This window comes from Microvirga calopogonii, assembly GCF_003347665.1.
GTDB lineage: Bacteria > Pseudomonadota > Alphaproteobacteria > Rhizobiales > Beijerinckiaceae > Microvirga > Microvirga calopogonii.
The window spans coordinates 1-18,003 of record NZ_QDGA01000095.1 but is presented as its reverse complement, the minus strand read 5'-3'; the positions used below and the strand labels follow the sequence as shown (position 1 = coordinate 18,003).

General features: G+C 56.9%; 15 protein-coding genes. 7 read left to right on the top strand and 8 right to left on the bottom strand.

The window, feature by feature from the left end; translation table 11 throughout:
* Positions 1–37: 37 nt before the first annotated feature.
* The 7 genes from DDF70_RS30110 to DDF70_RS30080 form a co-directional block, all read right to left on the bottom strand.
* Positions 38–1,182, bottom strand: a protein-coding gene (locus DDF70_RS30110) for an IS3 family transposase (protein ID WP_425374111.1) whose coding sequence is annotated in 2 segments (ribosomal slippage) — positions 38–924 and positions 924–1,182 — 1,146 coding nt in all. Because the reading frame shifts where the segments join, the coding sequence is not laid out codon by codon here.
* A 237-nt stretch (positions 1,183–1,419) separates the two neighbouring features.
* Positions 1,420–2,841 (bottom strand): mannose-1-phosphate guanylyltransferase/mannose-6-phosphate isomerase, encoded by a 1,422-nt coding sequence (locus DDF70_RS30105; RefSeq protein ID WP_281024404.1) that lies wholly within the window; start codon positions 2,839–2,841, stop codon positions 1,420–1,422.
* 344 nt (positions 2,842–3,185) lie between these two features.
* A complete protein-coding gene (gene gmd / locus DDF70_RS30100; RefSeq protein ID WP_114948363.1) occupies positions 3,186–4,256 on the bottom strand; it encodes a GDP-mannose 4,6-dehydratase in 1,071 nt (356 codons plus the stop codon).
* Positions 4,257–4,720: 464 nt separating this feature from the next.
* Positions 4,721–5,707 carry a GDP-L-fucose synthase gene (gene fcl, locus DDF70_RS30095; RefSeq protein ID WP_114948361.1) on the bottom strand — a complete coding sequence of 329 codons (987 nt, stop codon included), beginning with the start codon at positions 5,705–5,707 and terminating at the stop codon, positions 4,721–4,723.
* 279 nt (positions 5,708–5,986) lie between these two features.
* Positions 5,987–6,967: a nodulation protein NodZ gene (locus tag DDF70_RS30090; protein WP_281024405.1), complete on the bottom strand. Its 981-nt coding sequence runs from the start codon at positions 6,965–6,967 to the stop codon at positions 5,987–5,989.
* Positions 6,968–8,108: 1,141 nt separating this feature from the next.
* Positions 8,109–9,479: a sigma-54-dependent transcriptional regulator gene (locus tag DDF70_RS30085; RefSeq protein WP_114948360.1), complete on the bottom strand. Its 1,371-nt coding sequence runs from the start codon at positions 9,477–9,479 to the stop codon at positions 8,109–8,111.
* On the bottom strand, positions 9,476–9,901 hold the full coding sequence (locus tag DDF70_RS30080; RefSeq protein WP_162820783.1) for an ATP-binding protein: 426 nt from the start codon (positions 9,899–9,901) through the stop codon (positions 9,476–9,478). Before DDF70_RS30080 ends, DDF70_RS30085 begins: the two co-directional genes overlap by 4 nt.
* Positions 9,902–10,792: 891 nt before the next feature.
* Here DDF70_RS30080 and DDF70_RS30070 point away from each other — a divergent pair.
* From DDF70_RS30070 to DDF70_RS30040, 7 genes are read left to right on the top strand one after another with little or no spacing between them, the layout of a single operon-like run.
* Complete coding sequence (locus tag DDF70_RS30070) at positions 10,793–11,383, top strand: NodA family N-acyltransferase (RefSeq protein ID WP_114948358.1); 591 nt, start codon at positions 10,793–10,795, stop codon at positions 11,381–11,383.
* The gene (nodB, locus tag DDF70_RS30065; RefSeq protein ID WP_114948357.1) at positions 11,380–12,027 is read left to right on the top strand and encodes a chitooligosaccharide deacetylase NodB; all 648 of its coding nucleotides are present in this window, start codon (positions 11,380–11,382) and stop codon (positions 12,025–12,027) included. Before DDF70_RS30070 ends, nodB begins: the two co-directional genes overlap by 4 nt.
* A gap of 13 nt (positions 12,028–12,040) precedes the next feature.
* Positions 12,041–13,366: a chitooligosaccharide synthase NodC gene (gene nodC / locus DDF70_RS30060; RefSeq protein ID WP_114948356.1), complete on the top strand. Its 1,326-nt coding sequence runs from the start codon at positions 12,041–12,043 to the stop codon at positions 13,364–13,366.
* A gap of 40 nt (positions 13,367–13,406) precedes the next feature.
* A complete protein-coding gene (gene nodS / locus DDF70_RS30055) occupies positions 13,407–14,015 on the top strand; it encodes a nodulation methyltransferase NodS (RefSeq protein ID WP_162820782.1) in 609 nt (202 codons plus the stop codon).
* Between the two features lie 30 nt (positions 14,016–14,045).
* Positions 14,046–15,737 carry a nodulation protein NodU gene (gene nodU, locus DDF70_RS30050; protein WP_114948354.1) on the top strand — a complete coding sequence of 564 codons (1,692 nt, stop codon included), beginning with the start codon at positions 14,046–14,048 and terminating at the stop codon, positions 15,735–15,737.
* 20 nt (positions 15,738–15,757) lie between these two features.
* Positions 15,758–16,672: a nodulation factor ABC transporter ATP-binding protein NodI gene (nodI, locus tag DDF70_RS30045; RefSeq protein WP_114948353.1), complete on the top strand. Its 915-nt coding sequence runs from the start codon at positions 15,758–15,760 to the stop codon at positions 16,670–16,672.
* 3 nt (positions 16,673–16,675) lie between these two features.
* Positions 16,676–17,464 (top strand): ABC transporter permease, encoded by a 789-nt coding sequence (locus tag DDF70_RS30040; protein WP_114948352.1) that lies wholly within the window; start codon positions 16,676–16,678, stop codon positions 17,462–17,464.
* Positions 17,465–17,478: 14 nt separating this feature from the next.
* Here the strand turns inward: DDF70_RS30040 and DDF70_RS30035 are convergent.
* Positions 17,479–18,003, bottom strand: a 525-nt coding sequence (locus DDF70_RS30035; protein ID WP_114948351.1) for an IS5 family transposase, incomplete at its 5' end; no start/stop codon positions are given.

The window sequence follows — 18,003 nt, the reverse complement described above, 5'->3', positions numbered from 1 at the left end:
TGGATTTGCTTCGCTTAAGTGGAGAGCGGTTTGCTAGCTATTCGGCCAGCCTTTCGAACTGAACCGGACTGACATAATCGAGTGTCGAGTGACGCCGGACGGGGTTGTAAAAGCCGTCGATGTAGTGGCCGATCGCCTGCTTGGCCTCGGCTCTGGTCTCAAAGACGGTGCGCCAGACCAGCTCAGATTTCAAGGTCTTGAAGAAGGTCTCAACAACGGCGTTGTCGAAGCAATTGCCTTTCCCGGACATTGAGATCTGGATGCCGTGTTTCTTCAGCGCGGCCTGATACTCGTTCGAACAATATTGACTGCCGCGATCCGCATGATGGATCAGCCCCTCACCAGGTCTTCGGATCGCCAGAGCCTTGCGCAGGGCTTCGAGCGCCAGTTCCTTGTGGAGGCTGTCACTGACCGCCCAGCCGACCACCCGGCGGGCGAAGAGATCGAGGACGACGGCCAGATAGAGCCAGCCCTCGTTCGTCCACAGATAGGAGATATCGGCCGCCCACTTCTCGTTCGGGCGCTCGGCCGAGAAGTCCTGCTCGAGCAGGTTGGGCGCGATCGGAAAGCCATGATGGCTGTCGGTGGTGCGCTTGAACCGCCGCTTCTGCCGGGCTTTCAACCCGTTCTCGCGCATCAGCCGAGCAGTCCGACGGCGACCGACCTTCAGGCCCTTATCCTGCAACTCGCAAGTCATGCGGGGACTGCCGTAGGTCTCATGCGAGCGGATGAAGGCCGAGCGGACATGGGCCAAGAGCACCAGGTCCTCCCGCTGACGGCAACTCGCCGGACGCGATCGCCAGGCGAAATAGCCGCTCTGGCTCACGCCGAGAACTTGGCACAGGCGGGTGACGGGGAACTCCTCTTTCGCCACATCGATGAACCGGAACTTCATCGACTTCCCTCCTTGGCGAAAAAAGCCGTGGCCTTCTTCAGGATCTCCCGCTCCTGGCGCAGGATCTCGTTCTCGCGCCGCAGTCGCTTCAACTCGGCCGCCATGTCCTCTTGGCGCTCTTCGGGCGGATCATCGATCTGGTGCTCGCGCCGGCGATCAATCCAGTGGCGCAGGGTCGACAGGCCGACCCCGAGATCCGCGGCAATCGCACGCCGGCTGCGGCCGCTGGTCAGAGCAAGCCGCACCGCCTCATCCTGGAACTCTCTCGTAAAGCGTGTCTGGGGCATGGAGATCCTCCTGCTTCATGAAAGGCTCTCCATTTTTTCGGAGCAAGTCCATCCGTGAAGGAACACTATCATCTGGAGAGCACTCTCGGGTTTGACGAATATTGAACTCAGCGCCAGGATTGGCGCGCAACTCTACAGGCAGTGGGAAGCTCGCATGCAGCATCTTTTTCTGGACAGGCTGATCAGATTGCGGTGTCGGTGTCCGCTTGATTGAGCAGCGCGGAGTCGCTTTAGTTTCTAGCGGCCATACATGTCGTCAATCCGCACGATGTCATCCTCGCCTGTGTAGCTGCCAACTTGTACCTCAATAATCTCAAGCCCAATTTTGCCTGGGTTGACGAGCCGGTGCACTGACCCGATTGGAACCTGAACCGACTCGTTCTCGTGCAGGACGATTACGCTCTCACCGACAGTCACCTCAGCGGTGCCTTTTACGACAATCCAATGCTCGGCTCGGTGATAATGCTTCTGTAGTGACAGTCTCCCGCCCGGTTTCACGGATATTCGTTTGACCTGGAACCGCGCTCCTATATCGATCCGCTGATACCATCCCCACGGGCGATACACGCGAATATGCTCGTCCGCCTCTGGCCGCTTCTTGGCCCGCAGCAAAGCAACCAAGTCCTTGACCCGATCAGATTGCTCCCGTGAGGTGACCAGCACTGCATCCTGCTGCGTGATAACCACAACGTTGTCGACGCCAATAACGGTGGTTAGAACATCTTCGCTAAGCACAAAGTTGTTCCTCGCACTGATTAATTCGACGTCGCCGCGCAGCACGTTCCCGCTACTATCCTTTTGAGCGGCCTCCCACATCGTGCCCCAAGTCCCCACATCCGACCAGGGGAACTCCACGGGAAGAACACCGGCTTTCGCAGTACGTTCCATGACAGCGCAATCGATCGATATCCGGGGAGCCTGCCTAAGTGCTGACGCGTCGAGCCGCACAAAATCGAGATCAGTTGACGCGAGCGCGAGCGCCTTGCGCGCGGCATCTAGGACGGCGGGCGCAAGCATCTCAAGCTCCGCCAGCATTACATCCGGTCGAAATGTGAGATAGCCGGCGTTCCAGAGGTAGCCGTCTGCGATGTACTGTGCCGCAGTCGTCGCATCTGGCTTCTCGGCGAAACTCTGGACACGAAGTGCATCGGTGCCTGAGATATAGTCCCCCGGTTTAATATAGCCATAGCCAGTCGCGGGGTGCCTCGGACGAACGCCAAGAGCCATAATCTCGCCGTTTCGGGCGACCGTTGCGGCGGCGTGGCTTGCCTCAAAAAAGGCAGCGTCATTACCGATCACGTGATCTGCTGGCAAAGTCATAACAACGGCTTCGGTATGTCGCTCGGCCGCGTGGCAGGCTGCGATGGCGACTGCAGCGGCTGACTCCCGCCTGATGGGCTCGAGCACTATGTCAGCGTCGCAACCGATCTCTACCAACTGCTCGGCTACGATGAATCGTACATCATTGCTCGCCAGGACAATCGGGCGCAGAAACACTTTTGAAGCGGTTACGCGTCGGACGGTGGTCTGGAAGGTCGACAGATCGCCCAAAACCTTGATGAACTGCTTGGGCATGCTTTCGCGCGACGCTGGCCACAAGCGTGTACCGGACCCACCACACATTATAACGGGAATGATGTAAGGATTGGACGTAGTCACTCAGCTTCTTCCTCTTAAACCCCCTTAGGCAATGTTCCCCAAATGCCGGCGGCGTTCTCTATCTTTGCTTGGATGCTTTCGAGCTGTCATCCTGCAATCATTTACCCACAGCGATAGCAGCTATCAAAGGCCGGCGCGCTCGACCGGCGTTGGGACCGGCAACTGGCACGACAAAGCCTGACCGGCTTTCGCGGCTTCTTTTGCGGCCGCGAGGCGGCAAGTCCGGTGCGAGGCGGGTTTGTTCGTGCCCCGGCACAGGTGCAAAACGTCCAAATTACCGGTGGTCTTCCGGCAATGCCGGATGCATATACTCTGGTACGCCGGTTGCCTCGCCAAAGGCAAGCTTAATCATGCCGGCTCTTTCGGTTGTGCTCTCTGAAAACCCTCTGAAGATCCTGGTCGACCATCTCCTGTACAAGGTCCTCGAACCGGGTACGGTGCTGCCATCCAAGAACGTGCTTTGCCTTCGATGGGTCGCCGATCAGAAGATCGACCTCCGTCGGCCTAAAGTAGCGCGGGTCGATCTCAACCAAGACTTCACCTGATCCGCAATCGATACCTTTTTCGGCTACTCCGGTGCCCCGCCACTCAATAGTCGTTCCAACGCAGGCAAACGCCTTCTCGACGAACTCACGTACCGAGTGCGTTTCACCGGTAGCAAGCACGTAGTCACCTGGTTCCGGATACTGCACGATCTGCCACATACCCTCGACATAGTCACGGGCGTGACCCCAATCGCGCTTCGCATCAAGATTTCCAAGATAAAGCGTCTTCTGGGATCCGTATTTGATTGCGGCTACCGCCCGTGTAATTTTGCGCGTGACGAAAGTCTCACCCCGAATCGGACTTTCATGGTTGAAGAGGATCCCGTTCGACGCATGCATGCCGTAGGCTTCACGGTAGTTTACGGTAATCCAGTAACTGTAAAGCTTTGCTGCGCCATAGGGTGAACGCGGATAGAAGGGCGTAGTCTCCGATTGCGGCACTGCTTGAACCTTGCCGTAGAGCTCCGACGTGGAAGCTTGATAGAAGCGTGTCTTGTCCTCAAGTTTAAGAACTCGGATTGCCTCGAGCACCCGCAGAGCACCGACCCCATCCGCATTGGCGGTGTACTCGGGCGTCTCGAACGAGACTTGAACATGACTCTGCGCTGCCAGGTTGTAAATCTCGTCCGGCTGAACCTCCTGAATAATTCGGATAAGGTTCGTAGAGTCTGTCATGTCCCCATAGTGGAGGAAGAACCGCCCTCCCCGCAGGTGCGGATCCTCATAGAGGTGGTCGATCCTCTCTGTGTTGAAGGACGACGAACGCCGCTTGGTCCCGTGGACAATATAGTTCTTCGTGAGCAACAATTCCGATAGGTAAGCGCCATCCTGCCCTGTAGCTCCAGTGATGAGAGCGGTCTTGTGCGTCATAACGTTTGCCTCTGTTTGATAAATTCGGCCTTCAGGGGGCTTGGTGCGGTGGTCTTGGACAATTCCGGAGAACGGATTTGCGTTCATGGTCACGCGCGCGGTCCTGGACTCTGCTCCTTTGAGAGCCTACGCTCAACTGCAAAGGCTTGCTCGATCTGGCACCGGCGACACAAAGGGCGTCGAGGCGCAATCCCATGTGAGGCCACCTGTATGTGCTTCTCGGGCGTGGTGGTGGTTTCCCGAAGTCGATTTGACACGGCCGACAAGGTGTGAATGCCAACCGCTGGGTCATAGCGCCCAACATCGGAGTGCTCTCGCGGAACGACACTTCGCAGCAATTTCTATTTCAGTCGGGGGCTCGAGGAGCCCACCCCGTAACCGTTCATCCTTACGGGTCATGGCATGTCGTCGCGAGTTCGAAGGGCGCGCCGTGGCAGTCTCGGAAAGAGCTGACTCCGACCCGATTAGCGGCCCTCTTTATCGAGCACATTGCTGATAAACCACTCGTAGGATCTAGCCAGACCAACCTCGAAGGATGTTTTTGGGCGCCACCCCATGGACAATAATTTCTCGCTGGACAAGAGCTTTCGTGGCGTCCCATCTGGTTTGGATCTATCGAGACCTATGTCACCTTTGAAGCCAACAACGTTGCAGATGAGACGGGCGAGTTCAATAATGGTCATGTCGCTGCCGAATCCGATATTTATGTGCTCGGCTTCGGAGTAATGCTTAAGTAGGAAGACCACTGCATCGGCACAGTCTTCACTGTACAGGAATTCCCGGCGAGGCGTTCCACTGCCCCATATAGTCATGCGATCGAGGTTTCTAGTCTTTGCGTCGTGTGCTTTGCGTATCAGCGCGGGCACGACATGGCTGGCCATAAGGTCATAGTTATCACGGGGACCATAGAGGTTCGTCGGCATGGCTGAGATAAAGTCAACGCCATACTGCATGCGGAAGGCCTGACACAGCTTAATGCCTGCAATTTTTGCAGTTGCATACCATTGGTTGGTTGGCTCAAGTGGACCACTCAGTAGCGCCTCTTCTTTAATGGGCTGCGAAGCGAACTTCGGGTAGATGCAACTCGATCCGAGGAAGAGGAGCTTCTCAACGCCATATCTAAATGAGGCTTCGATCACGTTGGCCTCAATCATCAGGTTCTGATAGATGAAGTCGGCAGGCGCAGTGTCGTTCGCTAGGATGCCGCCCACCTTCGCCGCCGCCATAATAACCGCATGTGGCTTTGATTGTGACAGAAAATGCCGGACCTCCTCTTGCCGCGTCAGATCCAGCTTCCGCCTGTCGGCCACGACGATCTCGCAGCCCTCGGTGGTGAGCGCTCGGGTTACAGCGCTTCCGACCATACCTGTATGTCCTGCGACCCATACTCGCTTTCCGACTAGCGGGTACGGAGCCTCCAGGCTTACTGCCGTGCTTGGGCCTGACGTCATACCGAGTTTCCTAATTGTCACTTTTGAAACGTTTGATGGCATCCTGAAAGCACCAAGTCGTTCCGGCCGCGTGCGCTAGAAACGACAATCCCGCTTCGGGCAGGGCAGATGCGTGGCGCCGGGTGCTTCCCATAGAAGGGCTGCCGAGCTCGTTGCGCCTGAATACCTGAGGGTGGGGCAGCCACTTGTCCAGCATCCCTGAGCCCGCATATACTAACTGAGAACTTCTCGATGCTTGCGGCATGTGGAGTATGGGGGAGGCAGAGCGCCTTTTGAGTGCTAGAGGCATCTCGTCTCTCCCTCGATCAGGATCAAACGGCTCGGATCTTGCACGTCGAACTCAATCACTCGCGGGACAGAAAGGCGTGCATAGCGTGTAAAAGCGCTTGTCGGCGGAAAGCGAATGACAGTGTCACAGCGCCCGAGAAGATACATCTCAACGAGAGCGGAAATGCCGCCGTCAACGCCAAGCTCCGGGCTGTGTAGCGGGCCAGCCTGATGAGGTCGAAAATTCTTGGGGACGGTGATGAGGTCGGGAAAGACGCTAGACAAGTGAGTCACTACCTGCGCGCTGTCCGTAGACAAGAATATCCGGACGGGTTTTGGGTGAAGTAATGCTGTGGCCTTGTTAATGGCTTCGCACACTTGGCGCACTGCCAGCTCCGGGTCGGCCCAATAGGGTGCATGGCCCATAATGTCTTCGCCGTTGCCATGACGAACATGAACGCCAATGACGCTATACCCTACAAAGCTTTCCTGATGGACGGCCGTGATGCGACTCTGGATTTCGGATCGAGGTTTGATGCTCCGAAAAACCTGCCGCTCGGCTTCCTCGTCGCAACGCCACATCAAACAGGCGTCACAGATAACTGTGTTGGCGGCAACATCGTCTTGGGTCTGAAAAAGATCGCCGAGTTCATCGCGTTCTCGGAAAATCTGCGCATCGGGGCGGTAAAGACAATCGATGGATGACTTATTCCACCAGTCCGGGAAGAACGGCCCCGGGAATGAGAACTGGTTGACCTGATCGTCGCAAATAACCGGTACGCCAGCGATGTCTTTGATCGGCTCGAAGAACACCGGAAATGCGTTCGCAAAGGGTCGATCAAGATAGCACGACCCGCGCCAGTCAACAACGAGCGTTCGCCCCGTGCGCTGAGCGTACTGCCATGCGGCCGCGAGCGACCATATGCAGTCACCAAATCCGGTGCGTCTCCGAGAGACGACGAACCGGTTCTTAATGCGATGCGAAACAGGCATTTTGCGGTCGCCCGGTTTTCGGAGTTCAAGGAGGCGAGTTGGACTGAGCGTGGGCACCCGATGGGTCATCGATTAACCACAGCGCCGGTCGAGTTGGTGGCGTCGGATCCTGCAGCACTCGCCTCCACTACAATTCAACCTTTTCTAGACATGGCAGTGGCATTGGTAAAATTCATTGTTTGGATAGCACTCATCCATGAAGCCAATACAGACGGACGCGGAGGAGGTCCGTGCTGACGCTTCGAGACCCGCCCTTTGGATTCCGTCTGGACAGGCGAGCGGCGCCTCACGGTGCTGCGGTGGAATCGCCGGACGCCCCCCTGCTCCAGACATAGGCACGATGGGCATGGCTGGTGCAGCCGCGGTCTTCGACGACCTACGTTGGGACAGATGGTAGGCTCTGTCCGGCAAAGCGGCTGCCTGTGGCAACTCTTTCGCCTGACCGGGCAGGATCCGGAAGGCAACGGCGTATCCGAGAACTCGGCGACCATGCGAGCCTTGGTGCCGCGCCTCCAACGAGCCCTTCGACACACTTAGGATCAGGCGGCCAAGTGCTTTACGACGGTCTCATCAAGCTTGAGCCCGGTTTTCGGCGCGCTGGCCATCTTCTTATGCGGGCACGCTGGTGCCGTCGAGGAACGTCATTCCGAGCTGGATGCCGCGCTCCTCCACCTGATGGGCACACGCTCCCAGACCCCCAGCTGCGCCCAATGTGTGGCCGTCTGAGCTGCCCGCTACCCTGAGCCCAGTTCAGCTGGGCGGCCCGCCACTTGGCACTCCTCCCAGGCTACTAGGGAATGGCCCCAATGGTCCGCTGCAGGTCCTGCAGCCGTGTCTCACCTTTCGGATGGTACTGCTCCACTAGCGGATCCAGCATCGTCGAAACTACTTGTCGGTGATCATGCAAACGGAACTATGTTACAACCCCAGCGAGCTGCAGCCCCGAAACGAGAACAAAGTACCTGGCCGGAAATGCCATATTGCCGCTGGCGCGTCGGACGAGCAGGCATGTTTCAAGGACAATAGTTAAAGGCGGAGGGAACATAGCGTAGGGATCGGTGCAAGCGGCTTAACTAATCCGACGCGCTGGCCCCAACTCATTATGTCAGTGTTTCCGCACAGTGCGGGTTCGGGGAAGTTTTTAATACTCCCGATTCTCACGATAAGAGGCCGAGTCTATTCCGTGACGTTTCAATTTATCGTAGAAAGTTTTACGCGGAATTCGAAGTCTTTCCATTACTTGTTGCATATCGCCGCGATGTTCCTGTAAGGCTTCACGAATTACGGTTGCCTCGTAGCGGCGCACCCTTTCAGCAAGACTTAGGGTTGGTGCAGTCCCACTTCTTTGACCTGATACAACCGAGGTTTTCTGTGTCGGCTCGAGCCCTAGGACGACGCGGTCAGCGAAATGAACGAGTTCGCGAACATTGCCCGGCCAATTGTGGCCCATGAGATGGTCACGCACGGTCGCGGTCATCTCCGGCACTGGACGACCGAAACGTTTGGACGCGCGCTCAAGGAAATGGCCGAAAAGTGCCAGAACATCTTCCGGGCGTTCGCGAAGTGGTGGAATGTGTAACGTCACGACGTTCAAGCGGTAGTAGAGGTCCTCCCTGAAATCTTTGCGGATCAATGGATTGCCGAGATCGATCTTCGTCGCAGCGACAACACGAAGGTTGATCCTTCGGGTTTCATTGGTGCCGAGCGGCGCAATCTGCCGGGTTTCGAGTACTCTGAGCAACTTCACTTGAAGCGCGGGCGGCATAGACTCAATTTCATCGAGGAAAAGCGTCCCACCGTCTGAATGCTCGATTCTGCCAATCCGGCGCTTCCGCGCTCCTGTGAAAGCGCCTGCCTCGTGTCCAAAAAGCTCGCTTTCGAAGACACTTTCTGGTAGCGCGCCGCAATTTAGTGCGACAAAGGGCTTCGTACGCCGCTTGCTCCATTGGTGCAGCAACTCGGCGACTACCTCTTTGCCGGTCCCCGTTTCTCCTTCCACGAGGACGTCTACATTAGTATCGGCAATTTGGCTGAGCGTCTTGCGCAGCCGCTTCATGGCCGGCCCATTCCCGATGAGCGGCATATCACCAGCGGATAGGACGACCGCGTCCTGTAGCCGTCTGGTTTCCAGAACCAAGTGCCGCTTCTCCGAAGCACGGTGCAGTGTCTCTAATAGTCGCTCCGCCGCATATGGCTTCGCAATGAAGTCGTATGCGCCATCCTTGATCGCGGCGACAGCCAATCCAACGTCGCCATGTCCGGTGATGAGGACGACCGGAATACTCGGATCGATCCTCTTCACCCGTTCGAAGAGCTGGAGCCCGTCGATTCCAGGCATGCGAATGTCGCTCACTATAGGCCCTTCGAAGTTCTTATCTATTGTGGCGAGCGCTGACTCGGCTGAGCGGAAAAGGATCGGTACGAAGTTGGCAAGCTCCAGCATCTGCCTGGTTGCCCGTAGCAGGTCCTCGTTATCATCCACAAATATGACCGGTCTTTTTTCAGCACTCATCCCGCACGCCTCAGCTCGACCGTGAACGAAGCCCCTTTCTCATGCTTTGCATCGCGACGCAATGAGCCACCGAGTCCCCGTGTGATCCCTTTCGAAATGATCAGGCGAACACCGAGGCCGTTTTCTTTGTCGATAGCAAACGGTATGCCTAGGTTCCGGCAGATGTTGAGGGCGAGGCTGGGACCGACATCCCGATCGGACATAGCGACTACTTCTCCCATCTCGGCGAGCGCGATTTCGACCAGAGGCTCCGGCTGTGCCTCCAAGGCGCTGAGTGCATTCTGAAGAAGATTGACGAGGCTCTGCGCCAACTGGAGGCGATTTGTCATCACCATCGGAGACGAGGCGGCCGGCTTTCGTTCAACGAACACCCGGGAACCGCGAATTCGGTGAGACACGAGTGACAGCGTGTCATCGATCACCTCTTCTGATAGGGTTTGACGTAAGCAGGAAGGATGGGGCGAACATCGTGACCGGAGGCTATCAGCGTGCGCACCCATTGGTGAGCGGTCGCGCAAGCCTCCAATCCGATCCGGCAACGGGATATGGTTCCGAAGAACCTCGGAGCCTGGCTACGACGCAGCGATTTGCGTCAGACGATCTTCCCGCTCCTGTCGGCCCCGCGCAACTGCGAGACATTCTTTCTAGTACCAGAACCCCTCGTGGCGATCTCCAACATCATGAGTGGCTCCTGTCCTGTTCTTCAACATGCCTAACTTGGCACGTTTGACGCTGGTGGTGGGCGCCAGCCACGACACCGCGTTAGCTGAAACCGGGGGCGCTGACGCGGTTACGATGATTTGCCTGCCTCGTGTCGAAACTCCCACGCCCAACCTCCGCCGCGCCAAGCTGCTGAGGCGCTGAAGGTGGGTACCAACGGCAGAGCAGTGGGACTTAAGGAGGAACGAACGTTAGCGCCCACCGGCAGAAGGTCTCATAGTAGACGGCGATGCACGCTTGTGTAGCAACTCTTCGACGCGCCGGCGGCTTATTGGGGCCCGAAGTAGAGCCGTACCCAGCCGATGTCTATCTCGCGTGGGAAGTGATGGCGTTTCTAGCTGACGAACCTGCTCATGCCAGCCCGTCTACCCGCCTGGTTTCGACCACAGAGTAAATGTGACAACACCGCGGGCATCCATCCCCCGTCAAACGCGCTCGCAGGTACCCTCAATCCAAGGGATGGATGCGTTTCATCCAAACAATCGATTTCACGGCGTGTGGTGATTGCTGCATGAGTTTAACAAATGGCTTTTCTGATGCTGCAAGCTTTAAGCATCGGGCTCCCACAACACTAGGCGACGTAGAGAGATACAATGCCCCCTGACGTGCGATGGAAACTTTGCTGGGAAAGTGAACTGCAAGTCGAAGATCACTCAGCACTTTCTGCATTCTTTCGTGATACTTACGGCCCGACGGGCGCGTTCAACGCGCAGCCCTTCGAAGGTGGGCGCAGCTGGGCCGGAGCGCGGCCCGAAATGCGGGTGATTGGCTACGACTCGCGTGGCATTGCAGCGCACATGGGCCTGTTGCGACGATTCATCAAAGTCGGGGCCGTTGATCTCCTAGTGGGGGAGCTGGGGTTGTGGGGTGTCCGTGCCGACCTCGAAGGCCTTGGGCTTTCTCATTCAATGTTTACCATGTATCCGGAGTTGAAGCGGCTCGGAGTGCCCTTTGGATTCGGCACGGTTCGATACGCGCTGCACAGACACGTGGAAAGACTGTGCCGCGGCGGCATCGCGACCGTCCTCCCCGGGGTCCTCGTTCGCTCTACTCAAGCAGAGGTCTATCCCGATCTGGAGACCACGCGACTTGAAGACCCGCTCGTCGTCGTTTTTCCGATAGCGTGCTCGATGGACGAATGGCCCTCCGGCACTCTGATCGATCGTAATGGCCCAGAGCTATGAGACAACAGGATTGCATTTGCAACGTGTTGGGCCACAGTCGCGACCGTAGCGTCTATCTGACGTTTGACGATGGGCCGAACCCAATATGCACGCCTGAGATCCTCGATGTTCTAGCGGAACGACGCGTACCCGCGACCTTCTTCGTCATCGGCGCCTATGCTGCGGACCATCCAGAACTTATCCGGCGTATGGTTGCCGAAGGGCACGAGGTTGGTAACCATACGATGACGCATCCGGATCTAACGACATGTGGACCGGAGGAAGTTGAACATCAAATCATAGAAACAAGCAGAGCGATCAAGGCTGCCTGTCCCCAGGCCGGACCCAAATATATGCGAGCTCCATATGGGCTCTGGACTGAGGACGTACTAAGCATCTCGGCGCGCGCGGGACTAAAAGCCGTACATTGGTCCGTAGATCCGAGAGACTGGTCCCGTCCTGGTGTTAACGTAATCGCTGATGCGGTGCTGGCTTCAGCTCAGCCCGGCGACATCGTGCTGTTGCACGATGGGTGCCCCCCCAACGAGCTCGCGCAACAGAAGCTTTCGAGCCTCCGCGACCAAACGCTGATGGCACTTTCTCATCTCATTACCGGACTGCATGACCGTGGCTTTGCTATCCGATTGCTCTCCCAGCACAACTAACGGACGGTATCGCATGGACCTACTTGGCACAGCCGGCACAGTGACCATTTCATCGTATGCGCTTCTTGCGGGCGTCTATAAAGGGATGCAGGCATTGTATGCGCCCCCTGCGAGATCTCTCGTTGTCCCACCCACGAACGTCGCTTTAGATGGACTACCTAGCGTCGATGTGATTGTACCCTGCTTCAATGAAGATCCGGGTGTCCTCGCAGCATGCCTCTCGTCTATCGCAAATCAAGATTATACCGGACAACTGCAGTTTTACGTGGTGGATGATGGTTCTGCAAACCACGAGGACCTCGCACGGGTATACATCGCAAATGCCAGGGATCCACGATTCAATTTAATTATTCTCCCAAGCAATGCCGGAAAGCGAAAGGCGCAGATCGCCGCGATTCGCCGCTCATCCGGTGACTTGCTGCTGAATGTCGACTCAGACACCACACTTGCGCCCGACGTGATCACAAAGCTCGTTCAGAAAATGCGAGATCCGTCCGTGGGCGCCGTAATGGGACAACTCGTGGCCAGAAATCGCAGCCACACATGGCTGACCCGATTGATCGACATGGAATACTGGCTTGCGTGCAACGAGGAGCGCGCGGCGCAGGCGCGCTTTGGTGCAGTGATGTGCTGTTGTGGTCCGTGCGCTATGTACCGCCGATCTGCACTGCTTTTGCTGCTCGACCAGTATGAGACGCAGCTGTTTAGAGGCAAGCCAAGCGATTTCGGCGAGGACCGCCATCTCACAATCCTAATGCTTAAAGCTGGTTTTCAGACCGAGTATGTCGCCGACGCCATTGCCGCTACAGTTGTGCCAGAGCGGCTCGCGCCCTATCTGCGACAACAGCTACGCTGGGCGCGCAGTACCTTCCGCGACACGTTCCAAGCACTGCGCCTGCTGCGAAGCCTCGACCGCTATCTCACGTTGGACGTGATCGGGCAGAACCTAGGGCCGCTGCTTCTTGCCGTATCAATATTGATGGGCATCGCACAGGTCGCGATGGCAGCCACGGTGCCGTGGCTGACGATTGCCCTTCTAACGTTCATGACGATCATCCGGTGCAGTGTGGCTGCGCTTCGTGCTCGCCAGTTTCGGTTCTTAGGTTTTGCCGCTCACACGCCAATTAACCTTTTCCTCATCCTCCCCCTGAAAGCTTATGCGCTGTGTACGCTAAGCAACAGTGCTTGGCTCTCTCGCGCGTCAGTCTCTCAAAGCGCGGCCCGGGGTGCTGAAGCACCGTCACCTCAAACCCTACCAACGGGGCAGGATCCTTGGGAACGCCCGAAGCTTTGGTCAGCTTTGGATGTTGGGACTGACGGGGAGCCTGAGGGCGGGTAAACCTAACATCAGTCGAAGGGTGGGCGGTAGGAGGCGCGGGATGTTGGACGACGAGAAGCCTTATCAGTTGCTGCATGATGAACTAGCCGCAGACGACCCATGGCGGCTTGATAGCAATCCATTCGAGCGGGAGCGACATAGGCAAATGCTGCGGCTGGCGGTGGCGCAGGAAACAATCGAGAATGGGCTTGAAGTTGGCTGTGCGGCTGGTGCGTTCACTGAAATGCTTGCGCCGCATTGTCAGAAACTCACCGTAGTTGATGTGGTGCCCCACGCGCTCGACCGAACCCGGCATCGCCTGAAGGACCCGCCGAATATCTCCTGGATAACCTGCGACATCCTCCGGTTCTCGACGCGAGAAGTATTTGACCTGATTGTTGTAGCTGAGGTGCTCTACTATCTCAACAGCGTCTCTGACATGCGAGCAGCCGTCCGCAACCTGGCAAAGATGCTCGCGCCATCGGGTCATTTAATATTCGGATCGGCGGGGGATGCAAACTGCCGACGATGGGGACACGTGGCTGGCGCCGAGACCGTCATGACGATCCTTGATCAGGAACTCGTCCAAGTCGATCGTTTACGATGCGTTGGCCGATCCAATAACGAAGACTGCTTGCTTACCCGTTATCGCCACCCGGTTTCTCGCTGATCCGACTACCTTGTCAGATATGGAGATCTTATGCGCATCTGTGGAATCAAACTGACGCACGACGGAGCAGTCGCCCTCGTCGAGGACGGGAAACTCATCTTCTGCATTGAGGAAGAGAAGCGCAACAACAATCCTCGTTATAAACCCATTGAACACCTCGACGGGATTGTCCAAATCTTGAACGATCATGGTTTGAGCATAGGGGACGTTGACCAGTTCGTCATCGACGGGTGGGACGGAGAAGTTGAGTCAGAGTTCCAAGTGTTCAGCGAAGGTGCTCCTATTACTCTCAGGGGAGCTCCCTACGTCGAACGGTGGCCAGAGAACCCCTTAAAGCCACATGAGAGCTCAGGACTGGCGCTCAGCGGCTCGATTCTTTCTTACAAGAGCTTTCCGCACGTCATAGGACACGTAGTCTCCGCGTACTGCACCAGTCCGTTTGCCAAAACTGGGGAACCTTCGCTTTGTTTGGTTTGGGACGGCTGCATATTTCCTAGGCTCTACTATGTGGATCCAAAAGGAACTCGACTGATCAAGTGCCTCTTCCCGATGATAGGCCATGCGTATGCCGTTGCGGGCCATCACTTCGGGCCGTACAAGAAGGCAAACTCAACTGGCTGGGACTTGGGTGTCGCCGGAAAGCTAATGGCCTACATTGCGCTTGGCGCGGCTCGGGAGAACATCGTTAGCGTGTTTCGGGAACTCTACGACGAACATTTCGCTGGAGAAACGTCGCTTGCGGTCAGTTATCGAGAAAACACCCATAACGCAGACGAATTGCTTGCACGTGTAAATGGCTATTTCGACGCAAGCGAGTCTCGATTGCAGTGCGAGAGTTCCGAAGATGTCCTTGCATCGTTTCATGTCTTCGTTGAGCGCCTTCTTGTTGAGGAGTTGACTAGCACTCTACAGACGCAGTCGCAATTTGGATCACGAAACTTGTGCGTGGCCGGCGGGTGCGGCCTCAATATCAAATGGAACAGCGCACTGCGAGCCAGTGGCCTATTTGACTCAGTCTGGGTTCCCCCATTCCCTAACGACAGCGGATCGGCTATTGGCGCCGCCTGCTGCGCACTTGCCGTTGACGGTGGTCTCTCTCCGCTCGATTGGTCAGTTTACAGTGGCCCAAAACTGAAGAACAGCGAGATCCCTCCGGGTTGGAAAACGGCTCGATGCAGCTTGGCCGAACTCGCCAGAATACTGGCATCTAACGAGCCGGTTGTTTTTCTTGCTGGCCGCGCTGAACTCGGGCCACGGGCGCTAGGGGGCAGAAGCATCCTTGCCGCGGCGACTTCATCGCAAATGAAGGATCACCTCAACGCCGTGAAGTATCGCGAGGATTTCCGACCTGTAGCGCCAATTTGCCTGGAGGACCGCGCACAGGAGATCTTCGCCCCAGGCACCCCCGATCCGTTCATGCTCTTTGATCATACAACACGCCATGAATGGCGAGAGAGGATCCCAGCCGTAGTACACCTTGATGGAACTGCGCGACTTCAAACCATTTCGAGAAACGCGGAGCACGAAGTTTCGAAACTCTTAGCTGAATATGAAAGTCTTACGGGGATTCCTCTGCTGTGCAACACGAGCGCCAACTATCACGGGCGTGGTTTTTTCCCGGACGCCGCAGCGGCATGTGAGTGGGGACAAGTAAGCTACGTTTGGTGCGATGGCTTGTTGTTTACAAAGACAAGCGGAACCGATGTGTCCTTGGTGGCGTAGGAAGGCTTTTCGGCAAGCACATGACCGCGACAGCAATTAGTTTGGTTGACGTAACGAAAGCCTACAATGGCCGGACTGTTGTTGATCGGTTCTCGTTCTTCGTCAAAGCGGGAGAATGCTTCGGGCTCCTTGGGCCGAATGGCGCCGGCAAAAGCACCATTACGCGTATGGTCCTCGGTATGACGCCGCCCGACGTAGGTAAGATCACGGTGCTTGGCGCCCCAGTGCCTGCGCAGGCTCGTTTGGCGCGCGCTGGCATTGGGGTGGTTCCACAGTTCGACGACCTCGATCAGGAATTCACAGTGCGAGAGAACCTGTTGGTCTTTGGGCGCTACTTCAACATGAGCACCCGTCAGATCGAAGCCGTCATCCCGTCACTCCTGGAGTTTGCCAGACTTGAGGGTAAGGCGGACGCCCGGGCCGCGGAGCTTTCAGGCGGTATGCGACGGCGCCTAATGCTGGCACGCGCCCTCATCAACGATCCCCAACTACTCATATTGGACGAGCCCACCACCGGTCTCGACCCTCACGCCCGTCACCTGATTTGGGAGCGGCTGCGCTCTCTGTTGGGACGCGGCAAGACTATCCTACTTACTACTCACTTTATGGAGGAGGCAGAGCGGTTATGCGACCGGCTATGCGTTCTCGAAGAAGGACGCAAGATTGCCGAAGGGCGGCCCCAAGCGTTGATCGACGAGCAGATTGGCTGCCAGGTCATTGAGGTCAGCGGTGGCAATCCTTATGAATTGCGGGCGCTAATGAATGGATGCGCGCAACGCATCGAGGTAAGTGGGGAAACGCTCTTTTGTTATTCCTCCACTCCCGATCAGGTGCGACTACAACTACGGGAGCTTTCGGATCTGCGTCTTCTACAGCGCCCCCCCAACCTCGAGGATGTTTTTTTACGACTGACTGGGCGAGAGATGAAGGAATGAAACATGTGGGAAAGTTATGTGGCAGTTCTGCCCGCGAACTGGTTGAACTGGACTGCAGTGTGGCGCCGCAATTACATTGCGTGGAAGAAAGCTGCGCTTGTGTCAATTCTCGGTAGTCTCGGGGATCCGATGATCTATCTTTTTGGTCTCGGAACCGGTCTTAGCTTGATGGTCGGACGAGTCGAAGGAATGTCATACATTGCGTTCCTAGCGACTGGTATGGTCGCGACAAGCGCAATGACGGCGTCTACATTCGAAACCATCTATGCGGCCTTCGCGCGCATGCGCGATCAACGGAGCTGGCAGGCGATCTTGTACACGCAATTGACCCTCGGCGACATAGTGATCGGGGAACTTGTCTGGGCAGCGACTAAGGCACTTTTGGCCGGAACTGCGATTGCAACTGTCGCAGCCATTCTGGGGTATGCAGTGTGGTCATCCATTCTCTATGTCGTGCCGGTGATCGCTCTCACGGGGATCGCCTTTGCGAGTCTGGCAATGATCGTTGCGGCAATCGCGCCCAACTACGAGTATTTCATCTTTTATCAGACCCTGATCCTCACACCGATGCTGTTCTTGTCCGGTGCTGTCTACCCGGTATCTCAGTTGCCGGCTAATGTTCAGCAGGTGGTGGCTTTCTTGCCGTTAGCACATTCAATCGACCTGGTTCGTCCAGCAATGTTCGGTCGGCCAGTCGCCGACGTGATGTTCCATCTTGGGGTCCTAGTCCTTTTTGGCGTAATGCCCTTCTTCATATCGACTGCGTTACTTCGGCGACGCCTAATGTCCTAGAGGCTGGTGAGCAATTATCTTTCCTTTCGCGTGAGGCGGCGCAGCAGAATGCGGCTCATGGCGAGGTAAAGCAGCATCTCGCCGGTCTCGACCAGGCGTTCGTAGTCCTTGGCCAGCCGCCGGTTGGTAGTCAGCCAACCGATGGTCCGCTCCACCACCCACCTTCGCGCGAGCACCTGAAAGCCACTCGGTCGCGTCGGCGGCTCTGCGTCAGCCCGCATCCAGGTGCCTTCACTCCACCAGTGTTGCGGAATCGACAGCTTCCATCCCAGCGCTCTGCACAACCAGTCCTTCAGCCCGCGATAAGCCGTGTCGGCCCACACGCGCTCAATGGCCGGAAACAGATGCTGCAGCCCCTCCAGCAGGAGTTCGGCGCCTGCGCGATCATGAATGTCGGCGGGCTGCATGCTGTTCTTCAGCAGATTGCCTTGCGTATCAACGAGCAGATGGCGCTTGCGGCCCTTCACCTTCTTGGCACCGTCGTACCCTCGTGGTCCACCCATCTCAGTGGTCTTGACCGACTGGCTGTCGATGATCGC

Bases quoted from the DNA above. Each gene is read 5' to 3' on its own strand.
- nodS (WP_162820782.1), top strand. From the start codon at position 13,407: ATGTTGGACGACGAGAAGCCTTATCAGTTGCTGCATGATGAACTAGCC.
- DDF70_RS30090 (WP_281024405.1), bottom strand. From the start codon at position 6,967: ATGCCTGTTTCGCATCGCATTAAGAACCGGTTCGTCGTCTCTCGGAGA.
- fcl (WP_114948361.1), bottom strand. From the start codon at position 5,707: ATGACGTCAGGCCCAAGCACGGCAGTAAGCCTGGAGGCTCCGTACCCG.
- nodB (WP_114948357.1), top strand. From the start codon at position 11,380: ATGAGACAACAGGATTGCATTTGCAACGTGTTGGGCCACAGTCGCGAC.
- nodI (WP_114948353.1), top strand. From the start codon at position 15,758: ATGACCGCGACAGCAATTAGTTTGGTTGACGTAACGAAAGCCTACAAT.
- gmd (WP_114948363.1), bottom strand. From the start codon at position 4,256: ATGACGCACAAGACCGCTCTCATCACTGGAGCTACAGGGCAGGATGGC.
- DDF70_RS30040 (WP_114948352.1), top strand. From the start codon at position 16,676: ATGTGGGAAAGTTATGTGGCAGTTCTGCCCGCGAACTGGTTGAACTGG.
- nodU (WP_114948354.1), top strand. From the start codon at position 14,046: ATGCGCATCTGTGGAATCAAACTGACGCACGACGGAGCAGTCGCCCTC.
- DDF70_RS30070 (WP_114948358.1), top strand. From the start codon at position 10,793: ATGCCCCCTGACGTGCGATGGAAACTTTGCTGGGAAAGTGAACTGCAA.
- DDF70_RS30085 (WP_114948360.1), bottom strand. From the start codon at position 9,479: ATGAGTGCTGAAAAAAGACCGGTCATATTTGTGGATGATAACGAGGAC.
- nodC (WP_114948356.1), top strand. From the start codon at position 12,041: ATGGACCTACTTGGCACAGCCGGCACAGTGACCATTTCATCGTATGCG.